Below are 15,777 nucleotides of genomic sequence, written 5' to 3'. Positions count from 1 at the left end.
ATCACCGGCCGAGAGCGGCGCGAACCTGCTTCAGGGCCGCCGCGGCATCCGGGCCCCTCGACTTTGCCCATTCATCCCAGTAAGGCGAGATCGCTTTCGTGCCGGCCTCGATGTCGCCCGGCTGTTGCGGCGTCACCGTCATCCCGCCCTCGGCGAACTTCTTGCTGAGGCTGTCTTCTTCATCTGCCATGGCTTTAGTGATCAACGGCATGTTGTCGGTGACCGCTTTGCGGACCTTTGCCTGGACCTCCGGCGACAGCTTGCTGAAACGATCCTTGTTAACAATGATGACGGAGTTGAAGTAATTGATGCCGAGACGATAGTTGAATTTCAGCAGATCCCTCCAGGTGTTGCCGCCGCCTGTATTGGCGGTGAGCACGCCATCGACGATACTGCGATCCAGCGCGGACGGGACTTCAGGGGCGCCAAGCGTAACGGGTATGCCGCCAAGCCGCTTGATGAATTCTCCCTGCTCAGGCGAGGTCACGCGGATTTTCTGACCTTTGATGTCGGCGATCGACGTGAGCTTCTTGCTCGAAAATGCGACCTGATAGGGGTAAAGGTACTGCCCGAGCACAAGCACGCCTTTTTTCTCGAACGCTTTTTCAAGATAGGGCGCCATGATGTCTGCCGCCTTCTTGTATTCGTCAAGCGATCGGATCAGCATCGGCAGCCGCAGGACGCCGCCAATAGGCACATTGCCTAAGAAGTATCCGTCGTCGCCCATCTGCACGACGTCGTCGCTGACGGCCTGGGTGATCGTTGTCGTATTGATCGGAAGCGATCCGCCGAGGTGCAGCCGGATAGTCAGTTCACCGCCGGTATCCTTCTCGATCTGCTCGACGATGGCGTTCATACCCTTGACTGCTGCTACCGTCGCGACAGGATTGTAAACGTAGAGGTCCCATTGCTCGCTGGCGGCCGCTGGGCCGACTTTCGCGAGGCTCGCCAGCGCAATTGCTCCCACTATCGCGCCCGCAAAGCGGTGGCAACTCGTCGGTCTCATCGTTCACTCCCCGTTTGAGTTCTTGTCGTTGGCGAAACTATGTTTGATCGCGCATCGGCCATCAAGAGAGTGAACTGGCATAATCAATCGCATATGTGATAATTGCCGCGATCATGCGGAAGCATATTGATCGATTTGCGATCACGTAGAAGTTGGATGTCCTGTGTTGCACGCGTCAGTCGCAATGCGGCCAACTGAGCGAGAGACCTTCGGCATGAGCACGACCCCTGCAGACGGCCCGTTGGGCGGCATCCGTGTCATTGACGTTACCAACGTGATCATGGGGCCGTTCGCGACTCACATCATGGCCGATCTCGGCGCGGACGTGATCAAGATCGAGAGCGAGGAGGGTGATTCCTTTCGCACGTATCGTCCCAATCGCAATGAAGGCATGGCTGGCGGCTTCCTACACCTCAACCGCAACAAGCGTAGCGTCATGCTTGATCTCAAGCTGCCTTCGGGCATCACTGCGCTTCACAAGTTGATTGCGACCGCTGACGTCTTCGTCCACTCCCTTCGCCCCAAGGCGATCGACAAACTTGGACTTAGCTATCGGGCGGTCCGCGCGATCAAGTCGGACATAATTTATTGCGGCGCGTATGGGTTTAGCGAGAAGGGGCCTTATCGCAACAAGGCGGCTTACGACGATATCATTCAGGCCGGCTCCGGCTTGGCCGCGTTGCATCTGGCGGCGCGAGGCGAGCCGGCGTTCATGCCTACGGTGCTGTGCGATAAGCTGTCGGGACAAGCGATCGCCTATTCGGTAATGGCGGCCCTGTTCCATCGCGAGCGTGGCGGTGGTGGCCAGGCGATCGAAGTGCCGATGTTCGAGACCACGGCGGAGTTCGCCTATATCGAGCATCTCCTGGGCTTTGCTTTCGAGCCGTCTCTCGGGTCCCCCGCCTATAGCCGCGTCGTAAGTCCGCGCCGGAAGCCGTTTCGCACCGGTGACGGGTACATGTGTATTCTTCCCTATTCGGACCGCAACTGGCGCGATTTCTTCGATTTTGTCGGGCAGCCGGAGTTGAAGTCCGACGTCCGCTTCTTTCCGCTCGTCGAACGAGCGTCCCATCTCGAGACGCTGTACGAGCTCATCGAGCAAGAAGCTCCCAAACATTCTACCGCCGAGTGGGTCTCGTTTTGCGATGACGTCAGCATTCCCTGCATGCCCGTACTCGGCCTCGCTGACCTACCCGATGATGAGCACATGAAGGCGGTCGGTATGTTCAGCCGCGCCGAACATCCCACGGAAGGTGCCTACAAGTCGATCCGATCGCCGGTGTCTTTCAGTTCGGCGCCATTTCGGCTGCGCCGCCACGCGCCGCGGTTGGGCGAGCACACTGCCGAGATCCTCGCGGAGATCGGAATGGACGTCGCAGAAACCGACGGCAACAGCGAGTCAACCAGCAGAAGCAAGTGAGACCCGGATATGCCTGATAGCGTAGTTTACGAACAAGATGGTGGAGTGGTCACATTGACTCTGAACGAGCCGGAGACGCGCAACGCCCTGTCCCCGGCCATTGTCGATGCACTTGTCGCGCATTGCCACCGTATCAACCAGGATATGTCGGTCAGTTGCGTGATCTTAACGGGCGCGGGTGAGAGTTTCTCATCGGGCGGCAACGTCAAGGAGATGAGAGACCGTACCGGACTGTTCGGGGGCATTCCAGCCGAGATCCGGCGCGGCTATCATCACGGCATCCAGAAGATCCCGATGGCGATGTACGACCTGGAGGTGCCCGTTATTGCAGCGGTCAATGGCTTTGCTGTCGGTGCTGGATGCGATCTATCCTTGATGTGTGATATTCGCGTCGCGGCCGATGATGCGCAGTTTGCCGAAAGCTTCATGCGCGTTGGTCTCGTTTCCGGCGACGGTGGGGCCTGGTTCCTACCTCGCGTGGTCGGTTTGTCCCGTGCCTATGAGATGACGTTTACCGGGAACTTCATCAAGGCAGAGCAGGCGCTGTCATGGGGATTGGCGTCTCATGTCGTACCCAGGGGCGAACTGATGGACTCGGCCCGCAAGATGGCTCGGCAGATCGCGTCGAACCCGCCGCACTCGATCCGCATGTGCAAGAAGCTCGTTCGCGATTCCGGCGCAATCAATCTCGCAACACACCTTGAAATGGCGGCGAGCATGCAGGCGCTGGTGCAGCATACCGCGGATCAGCACGAAGCCGTGACCGCGTTCCTCGAAAAGCGAAAGCCGGTCTTTAGAGGCGCGTAGCAGGCGGGCGCTTTGACAAACAAGATACTCTCGATGAGTGGAGGCTCAATTGCGGGCATTTCGGTTCGAATCCCTGACGTTGCCGCCTGAAGCGGATGCGACGCGGCGGAAGGTACGCGCTTTCCTTGAAGACGAGCGCAAGCATGCCCGCTACGCCGCGCACCGGACGTCCTGGTCGACATTCGATCCGGAATTCAGCCGGCGCGCCGCCAAAGCGGGCTTCATCGGGATGACCTGGCCGAAGAAATATGGCGGTGGCGAGTATTCCAACCTTGAGCGGTTCGTCGTGACCGAAGAAATGCTGGCAGCCGGGGCGCCGGGCGGCGCTCATTGGATCGCGGACCGGCAATCCGGTCCACAGATCCTCAAGCACGGCAGCGAGCGCGCGAGAGAGATGATCTTGCCCAAAATCGCCGCGGGCGAATGCTATTTCGGCATCGGCATGAGCGAGCCGGAGTCCGGATCGGACCTCGCGGCTGCCCGAACCAAGGCGGACCGGGTTGACGGCGGGTGGATGATCAATGGCGCCAAGATCTGGACATCGAACGCGCATCGCGTCCACTACCTGATCGTACTGGCCCGCACCGAGCCGCCTGGCCAGGATCGTCATGCCGGCCTGTCCCAGTTCATTGTGGATACGGCCTCGCAGGGCATTGAGATCAGGCCGATCATGAATTTGTCGGGAGGACACGAGTTCAACGAGGTGTTCTTCAAGAACTGCTTCGTGTCCGATGACATGATGATCGGCAAACCGGGCGAAGGCTGGACGCGCGTCACCGGCGAACTGGCGTTCGAGCGAGCCGGTCCGGATCGCTTCATGTCCGACGTCAGGCTGCTCGTCGAGCTGATCGACAAGGTCGGACGCGAACCGAACGAACGTCAAGCGGTGGAGATCGGGCGGTTAGCAGCTCACTTCGCCACGCTGCGCAGGATGTCGTCCTCGATCGCCGGGCTTCTTGAGCGGGGTGAGAGCCCGGTCACCGAAGCCGCGCTGGTCAAGGACGTCGGCACTGCATTCGAACGAGAAGTCCCGGAAATCGTTCGCAAGACCCTGCCGGTAGAGCCGAGCCTCGATGACGATGACGAATACTCTCAAGGGTTGGCGCACGTTCTGCTGCACGCGCCCTCATTCACTATCCGCGGGGGGACGCCCGAGATACTGCGGGGGATGATTGCCCGCGGTCTCGGTTTGCGCTGAAGGGAGCGTGCCATGGAAAATATGTCCTTCATCGTGCTCGAGCAGGCAGACCGTCTGTTTCAGCAACAGATCGACAAGAAGGTTCTGTCCGAGGCCGATGCAGGTCACTGGCCGGACACACTGTGGGGTGCACTGGAAGATGCGGGCCTGCCGCTGGCACTGGTGCCGGAAACGAAAGGCGGCGTCGAGCTTGCGTCAGGCGTTGTAGCGAGTTTGATCCGTCGATCCGCATTTCATTCTGTCCCGCTTCCGCTGGCCGAAACCATGATGGCCAACGCTCTCTGGACCGACGCCGGCGGCAAGGTCATCGAAGGAGCCGTGACGCTTGCGCCGGTCAATCACCAGGATCGTATTACACTTGCGTCGGGTGCGACCGGTGTAACGCTCCACGGCATCGCACGCCATGTTCCGTGGGGCAAGCAAGCGTCGAATGCGCTGGTGTTTGCACGCGACGCAGGCGGAAAGGCATACCTCTGTCGTGTGCCGACCGCAAAGGTCCGCTCAAGCAAGAAGCGACGGAACGTCGCCTATGAGCCGCGCGAAGACATCGAATTTGACGGAGTTCATCTCACCGCGAGCGACGTGTTGCCCTCGCCAGCCTACCTCACCGCGGAGGGCTTGATGCCATTCGGCGCGGCCATCCGTGTGCAGCAGATGATTGGAGGGATGGAGCGTTGCATGGACTATGCATTGGCGTACGCCAATGAACGGGTGCAATTCGGCCGACCAATCAGCAAATTTCAGGCTATCCAGCACATGTTGGCGATTGCCGCTGGCCATTTTGCCGCAGCATCCGCAGCAGGGGACACGCTCGTCGAAGCAGAGCGGCTGGGCGATGATGTGCTTGCCGTGGCGATTGCAAAGTCCCGCTGTGGCGAGGCTGCCGGACAAGTCGCCGCAATTTGTCATCAGGTGCACGGAGCGATGGGATTCACTCAGGAGCATCCGCTGCACTACGCGAGCCGTCGGCTGTGGTCGTGGCGTGACGAATGGGGTGCCGAACCGTGGTGGCAGGAGCGGATCGGCCGGATGGTTTGTGCGGAGGGCGGGGAGCGGTTTTGGCCGTTGCTGGTGGACCGGCCGAGGGTCGCTGGCGCTGCCTAGTCCGAAGACAGTGGCCGCAGATAGCGATGCACCACATCATTGAGCAACGCGACGATTCCGGTCTGTCGTCGTGCGATGTCTTCCAGGGGCCCCGACACTGCGACAGCAAGCGCGCGATTCCATCCATCGATGCCGTCAGGCAGGGGAACGGCAATCGATCCAGCGCCAGGCGTCACCAGCCCCGCCGAGAAGAAGTAGCCGTCACGGCGTGTCCGGCTGACGTTCTCCAGCACCTGATTGATGTCGATGCGAGGTATTCCGAACGCCGCCTCCGCGTTGGTGCGTGTGCAGAGGCCACGTATTTCCTTGTCGTTGCATCCCGTCAGCAGCGAAAAGCCCGTGGCCGACCATACCACCAGCCGTCGTGATCCCGGCGGAACGTGGAAGCGCATCGCGGAGCGCGCCTGCAGCACATGGATATACTGTGCGAAAATGCCGCTGCGGGCGGCAATAATGACGGTATCACCGGTCTTTTGAGACAGCTCTTCAAGCATCCTGACCAGACTGCCGTTTCTGACCGGACCCTTGTCCAGCCACGTCCCGAGGAGCGTGACGCGCGGTGAGGGCAGGAAGCTGCGACTTTCAGGCAGATAGTCCATGTATCCCAGCTCAACGAGACAGTTGAGGAGAATGGAGGTTGACGATTGCGGAAACGCCAGGCGTTCGGCCACTTCGGCCACCCGCGCATCGCGCTGGATCTCGTCGAAGAATTCGAGAATTCGAAGCACGCGGCCCGCTGACTTGACAGAGCCTGCCGCTGGCGGGCCATAGCTCGTTGCTTCCGTAATGTGACTGTCCGCGGTGATCTTAATCTTGCGCTTAGGCATTGTCTGTTTGACCATTTATCGTCGCAAACGTCTCGTCTTTTTGGTGTTAGACGCTTGGGGCGCGTCGCCACGAAGTTTTCCCCAAATCTCCGGCGGCGTCACGTACAATCGACAAGATTTGGCGGGCGTCGCGCGAGATAAGTGCGGAGGACAACCCACCGATTCAAGGCCGATCGGTTGCTCCAATGGTCCGCGCGGTAATGCGACGCAGACGATGCCGGCGCCGAGCGAGATTCGTCCGAACGAAATTGCGTATCCCGTCCGGTGAATAGCCTGAAGCTCGTCCATATTTCAGACAGCGGAGAGACGAAGAGATTCGAATTCCACAAAGTCCGCTCCACCGCTAGTCGGCCGGCCTCGCGTTCAAGTTCGCGAGCATGTCCGCAAACAGCTTTCCGCCGTTGAGCAGATGTTCGCGCATGGCGAGCTCGGCGGCTTTCTCGTCGTAGGATGCAATGGCGGCAAGCACGGCCTGGTGCTCGGCGTGAGATGACGGCAACCGCGCGCGGGCGACGAAATTGCCGCGCAGATGGGGCGAAAGCCGCGCACGCAGCTTCTTGATCTCGGTCGCAAGATAGCTGTTGCGGCAGCCGACATAGATCGCCTCGTGAAAGGCGCGATTGATCGCCGAATAGTCGTCGGTGGAAAGATCGTCCACATGCTCGGTGCGGTCTGCATAGTCACGAGCAATCGCTATCCGCTCGGACGGCTCCATCCGCCGTCGCAAGCGAAGCCGCCTCGCCTTCGAGCGCCACTAGCACTTCCACCATCGAGACGATCTCCTGCGGGGCCATGCTGATGACGACCGCGCCGCGGCGCGGCACGAAGCGGACCAGCCCTGCGGCGGACAGCTCGACGAGCACCTCGCGGGCCGGCGTGCGCGAAATGCCGAACCGCTCGCCGATGGAGCGCTCATCAATATGCGTGCCCGGCTGCAGCGCGCCGGCAGCGATCTCGCCCTCGAGCTGCTCGACCCGCTGACGTCGCAGCGATCGGCTCATCTTGCTCTCCGTATTCAATTTGGTTGACAATGTATGCATAAAAGCCTGGTCGGGTTCGGCGTCGGCGGCGAATGGGCGGCCGGCACGCCGCTGCTCCACGAATCCATGCCGGAAAAGAAGATGATTCCCACCGTCTTGCGATAGCGAAGCCCGACCGCGATGGACGACGCGCTTGCAGTTGCAGAGCAGGTCGACATCCGAACTTTCGGAGGAGGGAATGGATCGGCTCCCCTCTTTCGAAAGGGAAGCTCCGGACTAGGGACCGCAGCACCCGCCCCGTCCCGCATGCAACAGGCGCATGCGCATCTGAATTCTTCGATACATCTCGCGATTCCCAAACAAGGTATGTGTACCGTCGCAAACATTAGGCGATACTCTCGTTCTAACGTGTGCTTTGTCGCCACTCGCGTTTCTGCAGTTCAGAATGTGGGGCGCACTGGAGGTCGAGCCTTCGTAACGGCGCGGCCGATGAAAGCCAAGAATAGAAGTGGAGGGCGCTGCGGCCTGTGAGCCCGCGCGTCGATACGCTTTGCCTAGGAAGGAGATGCTGAGCATGCTGGGAATTCAAGCCAGACTGGTCCGCGGGGCTGTAGTCCTGGTTGCGACCTTGGGGGCCGCCTCGGCCAGAGCGGCCGGGACCTATGATACCGGAGCAAATGATACGACCATCAAGCTGGGGCAGACTATGCCCTATTCGGGACCAGCTTCCGCCTATTCTGCGATCGGCCGAGCCGAAATTGCCTACTTCAAAATGGTCAACGAGAGAGGTGGCATTAACGGCCGGAAGGTCGAGCTCATCAGCATGGATGATGCCTATTCGCCGCCGAAGACGGTTGAGCAGGTGCGTCGCTTGGTCGAAAGCGACGAAGTGTTGGCGATGTTCTCAATGCTTGGGACAGGCCCGAACATCGCTGCACAGAAGTACCTGAACGGCAAGAAGGTCCCCCAGCTCTTTCCATCGAGCGGCGCAAGCCGGTGGAATGATCCGAAGCACTTCCCCTGGACGACTGGTTCACAGCCGACGTATCGCACCGAAGGCCGCATCTATGCCAAGTGGATCTTGGCGAACAAGCCAGACGCCAAGATTGCCGTCATCACGCCGAACGAGGATCCCGGGCGTGACTATCTGGCCGGATTCAAGGAGGGGCTCGGCGAGCACGTCAACCAGATCGTGTCAGAGGCTGTTTACGAGACCTCCGATCCGACCGTGGACTCTCAGATCGTCAGGTTCAAGTCGGCCGGCGCCGACGTCTTGTTCGATGAATGCACGCCGAAATTCGCGGCACAAGCGATCAAGAAGGCCGCCGAGCTTGGCTGGAAGCCTCAGATCATTCTTCCGACGGTCTCCAATTCCGTCGGCTCCGTGCTGACACCGGCCGGGCTGGACAACGCTGTCGGCATTGTCACCGGCGCATTCCTGAAGGATCCTGGCGATCCGCGCTGGGCCGATGATCCGGGAATGAAAGCTTGGCGAGAATGGATGAAGACCTACAACCCGGGAGCGGATCCCGCCGATGTCTTCAACGTGACCGGCTACACGATGGCGCAGATGATGGAATTGGTGCTGCAACGCGCCGGCAACGATCTGACGAGATCGAACCTGATGAAGCAAACGCAGTCATTCAAGGACGTCGAGCTGCCGATGCTCCTGCCAGGTATCAAGCTGAACACCTCGGCCGATCAGCTCACACCAATCAGGCAATTGCAGATGGCGCGATTCAACGGGAAGTCGTGGGAGCTGTTTGGCGACGTTCTGGGTGAGTAGGCTCTGCGTTGTTTGAAGCGGGTGGGTGCTTGCCTCCGCCCGCACGTCCCTCGTCGCGGACGCGTTTGCTTCGATTGCTCGGCAGTTCTTCAAGTGACAGTGAAAAAGATGAAAACACCGACCGGCCCACTCAGTGGTATTCGTATTCTCGATCTGACGAGCGTGCTGTTTGGTCCCTATGCGGCTCAAATGCTCGGCGATTGGGGCGCGGACGTTATCAAGGTGGAGCCGCTGACGGGTGAGGCTTGGCGATATACTGGTCAGTTTCGAAATCGCGGCATGAGCGGGCAGTTCATGGCGGTCAATCGGAACAAGCGTAGCCTGGCGCTCGATCTGAAGCATCCGGACGGCAAGACGGTACTGCAGCGACTGATCCCGACGGTCGACGTACTGGTCACCAATGTGAGACCGGCTGCTCTGGCCAGGCTTGGTTTCGGTTATGATGCCTGCAGGCAGCTCAATCCGCGACTGATCTATGCCGCGGCGACCGGCTTTGGCCAGGACGGTCCGTGGGCGGCTCGTCCGGCATTCGATGAGATCATCCAGGCGGCATCGGGTCTCGCATCATCCATCGGATCGGTCGAGCAGCCGGAATTCGTCCCGAGCCTGGTCGGTGACAAGATCTGCGCCTTGGCAATGGTTGGCGCTGTGTCCGCAGCGCTGTTCCGGCGCGAGCGCACGGGCCAGGGCCAGATGGTCGAGGTGCCGATGCTGGAAACGGTCGCGGCCTTCAACAGTATCGAAATGTTGGGGGGACATGCGTTTGATCCGCCAATCGGGCCGACCGGGTACAAACGTATGAAGGAACGGCGCCCGGTACGGACGAAGGATGGCTGGCTGACGATGCTCCCGTATTCGGGGGACAATTGGTGTGCCTTTTTTGAAGCCGTTGGCCGCCCTGAGCTGATCGAGGAGCTTTCGGTCAGGGATCCTGTGCTGCGCTCGCAGAACATCGACAAGATCTACGACCGCATGAGCGAAATTGGACCAACGCGCACCACGGCCGAGTGGGAGGAATTGTTGCTGCGACTGGACGTACCTCACGCAGCCTTTGCCAAGCTGGCCGAGATCAGTGAGCAAGCGCATCTCGCGGCGGTCGGAATGTTTGCGGTGCTCGATCATCCCACCGAGGGGCGGATCCGACAGGCTCGACCGGCAACGAAATTCTCTGAAAGTCCAGCCGGCATGCACCGCATGCCGCCTCGCCTTGGAGAGCACTCGCGCGAAGTGTTGCTCGAAGTTGGGCTGAGCGAAGCTGACATCCAGGCCCTTGTAGAACGCAAAGCGATTGGTCTTATGCCGTAGGTCCGACGGCCGAGTCTTCGAAGACCTGGCCGGCTCACGATCTCAGCTTCGACATCGTGATTTCCTTCCTAATGGGCACCGGTAGATGCGTGAGGGCAGGAGTCGAATGCGCTCCCGTGCCCCGGTGACGCTCCGCTTGGCCGCTGCTGCGTTCTTCTATCGTTTATTGCTCTGATGGAGATTGCTCTGGTCCGTTCTACCCCGCGTCTCCAATGGTAAGTCAGAGCCAATTTTGCACGATGAAACACATCGTGCCGGCTATCGGTTTTCTCATACCGCAATGGTCGTTGTGCATGCATCCGCAGCCAGTAGACGCAAGTGTCGTCGACCGACCTTATCTCACATACTCGCGGGTCTCATCGAAAACATAACACGGATTCCGCTTCTGACCTGAATCGGCAAACGCTAGATCGCGAAGAACACATTCGATCGAAGCCGTGCATATTACCGGACGTTAAAGACGCCGTACCCAATCGATACGGCGATGAACACTCACAATGATAGTGAGAACAACAACGGAGGAGTGTCAATGTCCCGCAACGGTCGCGATCCCTATGCAATCAGTCGTCGACGTTTGCTTGCCGGGGCGGGTTCGTCCATTGGACTTGCGGCATTTGGGGGGCGTGCGGTCGCCGAAACTTCGCGCGAAATCAGGGTAGGCAACATTTGCGCCTATAGCGGGCCGGCATCTATGCGGTGCGCGGCAAACTATCAGACGCCTACTTCAACATGGTAAACGATCTGGGAGGCATCAACGGCCGCAAGATTTAAATTCATCAGCTATGACGATGCCTATAGCCCGCCGAAAACTGTTGAACAGGCGAGTAAGCTGGCTGAGGGCGACGAAGTCGACTTGATCTTCTTCCCGCTCGGCGCGCCGACCAATTCAGCGATCATGAAGTACATGAACATTAAGAAAGTGCCGCAGCTCTTTATTGCTTCCGGCGCGACCAAGTTTGGCGATCCCAAGAACTTCCCGTGGGCCTCTCGCGATCCCGATGGGCCGGATGGGCTGAAGGCTAGGATCGACAAGCCGACATTATTCGGAGCGCCGGCACCGTCGCCAATCTCGGTGGGATTGCGGAAGCTCTCTACACAGGTGAAAATCGGCCACACTTGGGGACACGGTCTACGGACTGTTCGGCCGAGATTTTCTGACCGCGGATGCCATCCGCACGATGATTGTGGTGGTAGCTCCGCGCCAATAGGCGAGCCTTGTCGAAGCGCTTGAGCTTGGGGAGGCTGTCGCAGCGCTGGAAGCCAATCGGAGCGTGAGTTTCGCCAAGGATGAGCGAAAGATTTCAGATAGTCAGAAATTCATGTCGTTGACGAGGCCGTCGTCAAGCGGGCAAGGCCCGTATTGCGCTCGTCTCAAGTGTGTCGCGCCCGCAATGCTACAATTGTTCCACATCCCTTCGAGTCAGAGGTGACTTCACTGTGGGGCTCATCCGGCGCTTTATTGTGGTGGACCCGGGGTAAGGGGCCTTCATGTCGAAGACATTTGAGGCGGGTCCGGGAGGCAGCTGTCCAGCGCCGGCGGTCTCTTCGTTTTGCTTCAGTCCCGGGTTCGCGTGACTTGGGCCGGACCACCCCGGAGTTGATCATGACAACACTGCAGGCTATCGCATTGGGAGCCATGCTGGCTTGGACTCCATCGCTAATCGCTTTGACCTTGTTGTTGTGGGACGTCCCTGAGCTCGAGGAGGAATAGATTTCGTTACTGTATAAGTCGACGTCGGCTCATGCGTCGACAATCGTTCCGGTTGTGGTTTGCCAAATGCCGCCGGCTCGCGGCCGCAACTCAACAGAGGTCGTCCATCGGCCCATCCGGAGTGCCGTTTCGATCTCGCGCAGCCTCTGCTTAATGAGGTCTTTCTGCTCTTGGCCATCCTGAAGGTGCTTCGACAGGTCGACCAGACCTTTCGCGAGATTCCGAGTCAGGCCGATGGCAGGGCTTCCGCCCAATTCGTATCGAGGGCAATTTCAACGCCGAACCAGTGGCGCAACGACCAAGCAGGCAAGCCAGTCCCGATGCCGGCACTCGGTGGCGCGTCGGCAATTCCGCCGCGCTTTCTCGATTATCTGACCTACGAGCCCCTCCGCGCCGTGCTGCTGCACGGTGCAGGCGTGCCAGTTCTCATTCCACCTCCAGAGAGATATGCCATCCACAAAATCATCGTTGGATCCCGTCGGAAGCAAGATCGCAACGGGAGGGCCAAGAGCGCGAAGGATCGGCTTCAGGCAAGATCGATCATTGAGGCAATGATCGAGAATCGGCAGCATGCTGATCTTGCTTCTGCGTTCATGGAGGCATGGGATCGTGGCGATCAATGGAAAGCCGCGATCCGCACAATCATTGCGACCTATGATGATGACTTTCAGAAACCATTGCGAAACGAGTTAGCGAAAGGGGGAAGCGAACTCGGCTCTGAACCCACTGACTACGATCTTGAAGATAAGTCCTCAGGCGAGGCCAGCCCCGGTCCAACGTGACTTGCTGGGGGCAGGCCGGGTACCGTGTCAGGCTTTCGGTGCCAGCGCCGCTTGACCGGGCTCGAGCGATGGCTCCAGGTTCACGTCGACCGGCATCCTGCCGCCACATCCCCGTGCTCGACGATTGTGTCGCCGCGATCGCAGCCGGCCCGGTGCCGATAAGCCCGCTCGACTGGATCTGCCCGCTGCCCGGCGTTGCAGGACAAGCGTGAAATGGTGCAGAAAGCAACGGCTTACCGACCTTGATCTCTGTTGATCGCCCGATAAACTATTCCGCAGGTTCGTCCTCGTCCGGAATACCGGGTCGAACGAAGGAAACGCCAATGGTTGAGGTTGGCCCCGGGCTTGACACGACTATGCCGCCAGGGCCCGGTCCAGACAAATATTCGGTCATGATCGCGCGGGCCAAGGCGCTTGTTCCCGCATTGCGAGAACGGGCTCCGCAGACCGAGGAGTTGCGGCAACTGCCGTCAGAGACCATGCGGGATCTTCATGAGAATGGCCTGTTTCGGATCCTGCAGCCCTGTCGTATCGGCGGAAGTGAACTCGACTATGTCGCCCTGGTCGATTGCTCTGATGCCTTGGCTCAGGGCGACGCTTCCGTTTCATGGAACTTTGCCAATCTTGCGAGCCATCACTGGATGCTGGGGATGTTCACCCCGGAGGCGCAGAGCACCGTGTGGGGCAAGGATCCCGACACACTGATCGCGTCGTCGTTCATTTTCCCGGCCGGTCGCGCCAGGAGGGTCGATGGCGGATACCTATTGGATGGTCATTGGCCGTTCTCGTCCGGAGTGGAGGCATGTGACTGGAATATGCTTGCCAGTGTCGTTGAGACCGACGACGAGGCGGACGGGATCGAGTACCGGTTGTTCTTGTTGAACAGGCGAGACTACCAGATCAACGATACGTGGAATGCGACAGGCTTGCGTGGAACCGGATCCAACGATGTTCAAGTGACGGATGCATTCGTACCGGAACATATGACGGTCGCGCTGAGGGACCTGGCGGGAGGTCCAACGCCGGGCAGTGCGGTCAATCCGAATGCGCTCTACGCGCTCCCGGTGTTCTCGTTGTTTCCGTACGTGCTGTCGGGAGTCGGGTTGGGAAATGCCCAGGCCTGCCTGGACGATTACGTGGAGATCGCGCACCATCGCGCTTCGACATACAACCGAGCCAAGATCGGTGACTTGCAGAGTACACAGATCAAGATCGCCGAGGCGTCGGCGAAGATAGATGCAGCGCGCCTGATCATGCGCACCAGTTGCATCAACGTACTCGCGGAAGTTCGGCAGGGGCACATTCCAGATATTGCCGCAAAAACGAAACTGCGGCGTGACGGTGCTTTCTCGGTCAATTTGTGCACCGATGCCGTGTCTCTCCTATTTACTGCGAGCGGAGCCCGCAGCCTGTTCACGTCAGGAGCCTTGCAGCGCCAATTCCGCGACGCTCACGCGGTGAATTCTCACCTCGCATTCAATTTCGACGCGGCAGGGACCAATTACGGGCGGGTTGCGCTAGGGCTGCCATCCGAGAACCTGACGCTTTGAGGTTGCCGGATGTCTGACCAACCCAAACATCCGGCGGATCCGTCCAATGAGTTCGCAAGCGGCAATTCGGTGATCGATCCTCGCGATTTCCGTAACGCGCTCGGCACGTTCGCAACCGGTGTGACGATTGTGACTGCGATGTCGGCCGAGGGACGGCCATATGGGATCACGTGCAATTCGTTCGCGTCGGTGTCGCTCAATCCGCCGCTGGTGCTGTGGAGCCTGGGTATGTTCTCTCAGGGCCTCCCCATTTTCCAGAATGCCAGCCATTTTACTGTTAATGTTCTAGCTGCATCGCAGCAAGCGCTAGCCGTGCGGTTCGCCAGATCGTCCGATGACAAGTTTGCGGGCGTAAGCTGGACGCCGGGTCTCGGCAGCGCGCCCATACTTGCGGATGTGGTCGCCAATTTTCAGTGCCGCTCGGTCAATCGCTATTACGGTGGGGACCACGTCATTTTCCTGGGGGCAGTGGAAGCATACGCTTACAATCAGAGGGTGCCTCTGTTGTTCGCGCGTGGTGGCTTCGGTCGGTTTCTTGCTGGCGGCGGCGACAAGGCATGAGCAGAAAGGCTGTGGTCAAACCAACACGCGTGAAGCAACGGCGATTGTCAGCCGACGATCGGCGCAGTGAGTTCGTAACCAAGGCTACCGAGCTTTTTGCGGAAGAGGGATTTGCTGGCGGCACCCGCGCGTTGGCGCGGAAACTTGGTGTGACTCAGCCGCTGCGTTACCGCTACTTTCCCAGCAAGGACGACCTCATCAAGGAGGTCTATCAGCAGGTCTATCTTGGTCCACTCGAGACCGGTTGGGAAAAGTTGCTTTCGGATCGTTCGCGTTCGCTGCGTGTGCGGCTACAGGAGTTTTACCAAGCCTATACGGACACGATTTTCACCCGCAAATGGCTGCGGATTTATCTGTATTCAGGTTTGAAAGGCCTCGATATCAATCGCTGGTACGTTGGCATGGTCAAGGACAAGATCCTGACCCGCATCATACGAGAATGCCGCCATGACGCCGGACTTGCGGTGCAAGGCAGGCCCAGTGCTGCCGAGCTGGAACTGGCTTGGGTATTTCACGGCGGCATCTTCTACTACGGCGTACGAAAATACATCTATGAAGCGCCTGTGCTGGAGGACAAGGCGCAGGTGATCAGTGACGCGCTGGATATCTTTCTTGCAGGATTCGAAAGACTCGCCGAAAGCTCGGCCGATCGTCGGCGGGCGCCGATCAAGGTCGCTGGTTGATCCGTACTATACTACTTCGCCATCTCGGCGCAATACCAATCTCCGACCTCGCTCGCC

The 15,777-nt window shown here is 59.4% G+C and carries 14 protein-coding genes and 1 pseudogene; 11 read left to right on the top strand and 4 right to left on the bottom strand.

All coding sequences use genetic code 11. The features are described from left to right. Position 1: 1 nt before the first annotated feature. Complete coding sequence (dctP, locus tag MTX23_RS24700) at positions 2–1,006, bottom strand: TRAP transporter substrate-binding protein DctP (RefSeq protein WP_280972767.1); 1,005 nt, start codon at positions 1,004–1,006, stop codon at positions 2–4. Positions 1,007–1,190: 184 nt separating this feature from the next. Between dctP and MTX23_RS24695 the strand changes: the two genes are divergently transcribed. The 4 genes from MTX23_RS24695 to MTX23_RS24680 are packed head-to-tail and all read left to right on the top strand — an operon-like array spanning position 1,191 to position 5,535. After that, entirely contained in the window at positions 1,191–2,426 is a 1,236-nt protein-coding gene (locus MTX23_RS24695) for a CoA transferase (protein ID WP_348637505.1), read from the top strand. A gap of 9 nt (positions 2,427–2,435) precedes the next feature. Then, entirely contained in the window at positions 2,436–3,233 is a 798-nt protein-coding gene (locus MTX23_RS24690) for a crotonase/enoyl-CoA hydratase family protein (RefSeq protein ID WP_280972765.1), read from the top strand. 49 nt (positions 3,234–3,282) lie between these two features. Beyond that, positions 3,283–4,431, top strand: a complete 1,149-nt coding sequence (locus MTX23_RS24685) for an acyl-CoA dehydrogenase family protein (RefSeq protein ID WP_280972764.1) — start codon at positions 3,283–3,285, stop codon at positions 4,429–4,431. 12 nt (positions 4,432–4,443) lie between these two features. Beyond that, positions 4,444–5,535: an acyl-CoA dehydrogenase gene (locus MTX23_RS24680; protein WP_280972763.1), complete on the top strand. Its 1,092-nt coding sequence runs from the start codon at positions 4,444–4,446 to the stop codon at positions 5,533–5,535. On the opposite strand, the gene MTX23_RS24675 is transcribed toward MTX23_RS24680, so the two are convergent. The 3 genes from MTX23_RS24675 to MTX23_RS24665 all read right to left on the bottom strand — a co-directional run bounded on the left by MTX23_RS24675 (position 5,532) and on the right by MTX23_RS24665 (position 7,462). Beyond that, positions 5,532–6,377 (bottom strand): helix-turn-helix domain-containing protein, encoded by an 846-nt coding sequence (locus MTX23_RS24675; protein WP_280972761.1) that lies wholly within the window; start codon positions 6,375–6,377, stop codon positions 5,532–5,534. The genes MTX23_RS24680 and MTX23_RS24675 overlap by 4 nt on opposite strands. 328 nt (positions 6,378–6,705) lie before the next feature. Further along, on the bottom strand, positions 6,706–7,020 hold the full coding sequence (locus MTX23_RS24670) for an FCD domain-containing protein (protein ID WP_280972759.1): 315 nt from the start codon (positions 7,018–7,020) through the stop codon (positions 6,706–6,708). 22 nt (positions 7,021–7,042) lie between these two features. Further along, positions 7,043–7,462 carry a GntR family transcriptional regulator gene (locus tag MTX23_RS24665; protein ID WP_280972758.1) on the bottom strand — a complete coding sequence of 140 codons (420 nt, stop codon included), beginning with the start codon at positions 7,460–7,462 and terminating at the stop codon, positions 7,043–7,045. A gap of 454 nt (positions 7,463–7,916) precedes the next feature. On the opposite strand from MTX23_RS24665, the gene MTX23_RS24660 reads away from it, so the two are divergent. The 7 genes and pseudogenes from MTX23_RS24660 (at position 7,917) to MTX23_RS24630 (ending at position 15,720) form a co-directional block, all read left to right on the top strand. After that, the gene (locus MTX23_RS24660) at positions 7,917–9,128 is read left to right on the top strand and encodes an ABC transporter substrate-binding protein (protein ID WP_280978173.1); all 1,212 of its coding nucleotides are present in this window, start codon (positions 7,917–7,919) and stop codon (positions 9,126–9,128) included. Between the two features lie 108 nt (positions 9,129–9,236). Then, positions 9,237–10,433 carry a CoA transferase gene (locus MTX23_RS24655; protein ID WP_280972757.1) on the top strand — a complete coding sequence of 399 codons (1,197 nt, stop codon included), beginning with the start codon at positions 9,237–9,239 and terminating at the stop codon, positions 10,431–10,433. A gap of 529 nt (positions 10,434–10,962) precedes the next feature. Then, positions 10,963–11,415, top strand: a pseudogene (locus MTX23_RS24650) (ABC transporter substrate-binding protein); the annotation flags it as partial. 899 nt (positions 11,416–12,314) lie between these two features. Next, positions 12,315–12,926 carry a GSU2403 family nucleotidyltransferase fold protein gene (locus tag MTX23_RS24645; protein WP_280972756.1) on the top strand — a complete coding sequence of 204 codons (612 nt, stop codon included), beginning with the start codon at positions 12,315–12,317 and terminating at the stop codon, positions 12,924–12,926. Positions 12,927–13,249: 323 nt separating this feature from the next. Further along, positions 13,250–14,476, top strand: coding sequence for an acyl-CoA dehydrogenase family protein (locus MTX23_RS24640; RefSeq protein ID WP_280972755.1), 1,227 nt, complete (start codon positions 13,250–13,252; stop codon positions 14,474–14,476). A 9-nt stretch (positions 14,477–14,485) separates the two neighbouring features. After that, the gene (locus tag MTX23_RS24635; protein ID WP_280972754.1) at positions 14,486–15,037 is read left to right on the top strand and encodes a flavin reductase family protein; all 552 of its coding nucleotides are present in this window, start codon (positions 14,486–14,488) and stop codon (positions 15,035–15,037) included. Further along, positions 15,034–15,720 (top strand): TetR/AcrR family transcriptional regulator, encoded by a 687-nt coding sequence (locus tag MTX23_RS24630; RefSeq protein ID WP_280972753.1) that lies wholly within the window; start codon positions 15,034–15,036, stop codon positions 15,718–15,720. Before MTX23_RS24635 ends, MTX23_RS24630 begins: the two co-directional genes overlap by 4 nt. The last annotated feature ends 57 nt before the right edge of the window (positions 15,721–15,777 follow it).

Source organism: Bradyrhizobium sp. ISRA436 (genome assembly GCF_029910015.1).
Classification (GTDB): domain Bacteria; phylum Pseudomonadota; class Alphaproteobacteria; order Rhizobiales; family Xanthobacteraceae; genus Bradyrhizobium.
Note: the sequence above shows the minus strand (reverse complement) of the source record. Positions and strands in the feature narration are given on the sequence as shown.

Excerpts from the sequence above, each read along its gene's own strand:
- dctP (WP_280972767.1), bottom strand. The coding sequence starts at position 1,006 with ATGAGACCGACGAGTTGCCACCGCTTTGCGGGCGCGATAGTGGGAGCA.
- MTX23_RS24695 (WP_348637505.1), top strand. The coding sequence starts at position 1,191 with ATGCGGCCAACTGAGCGAGAGACCTTCGGCATGAGCACGACCCCTGCA.
- MTX23_RS24690 (WP_280972765.1), top strand. The coding sequence starts at position 2,436 with ATGCCTGATAGCGTAGTTTACGAACAAGATGGTGGAGTGGTCACATTG.
- MTX23_RS24680 (WP_280972763.1), top strand. The coding sequence starts at position 4,444 with ATGGAAAATATGTCCTTCATCGTGCTCGAGCAGGCAGACCGTCTGTTT.
- MTX23_RS24675 (WP_280972761.1), bottom strand. The coding sequence starts at position 6,377 with ATGGTCAAACAGACAATGCCTAAGCGCAAGATTAAGATCACCGCGGAC.
- MTX23_RS24660 (WP_280978173.1), top strand. The coding sequence starts at position 7,917 with ATGCTGGGAATTCAAGCCAGACTGGTCCGCGGGGCTGTAGTCCTGGTT.
- MTX23_RS24655 (WP_280972757.1), top strand. The coding sequence starts at position 9,237 with ATGAAAACACCGACCGGCCCACTCAGTGGTATTCGTATTCTCGATCTG.
- MTX23_RS24640 (WP_280972755.1), top strand. The coding sequence starts at position 13,250 with ATGGTTGAGGTTGGCCCCGGGCTTGACACGACTATGCCGCCAGGGCCC.
- MTX23_RS24635 (WP_280972754.1), top strand. The coding sequence starts at position 14,486 with ATGTCTGACCAACCCAAACATCCGGCGGATCCGTCCAATGAGTTCGCA.
- MTX23_RS24630 (WP_280972753.1), top strand. The coding sequence starts at position 15,034 with ATGAGCAGAAAGGCTGTGGTCAAACCAACACGCGTGAAGCAACGGCGA.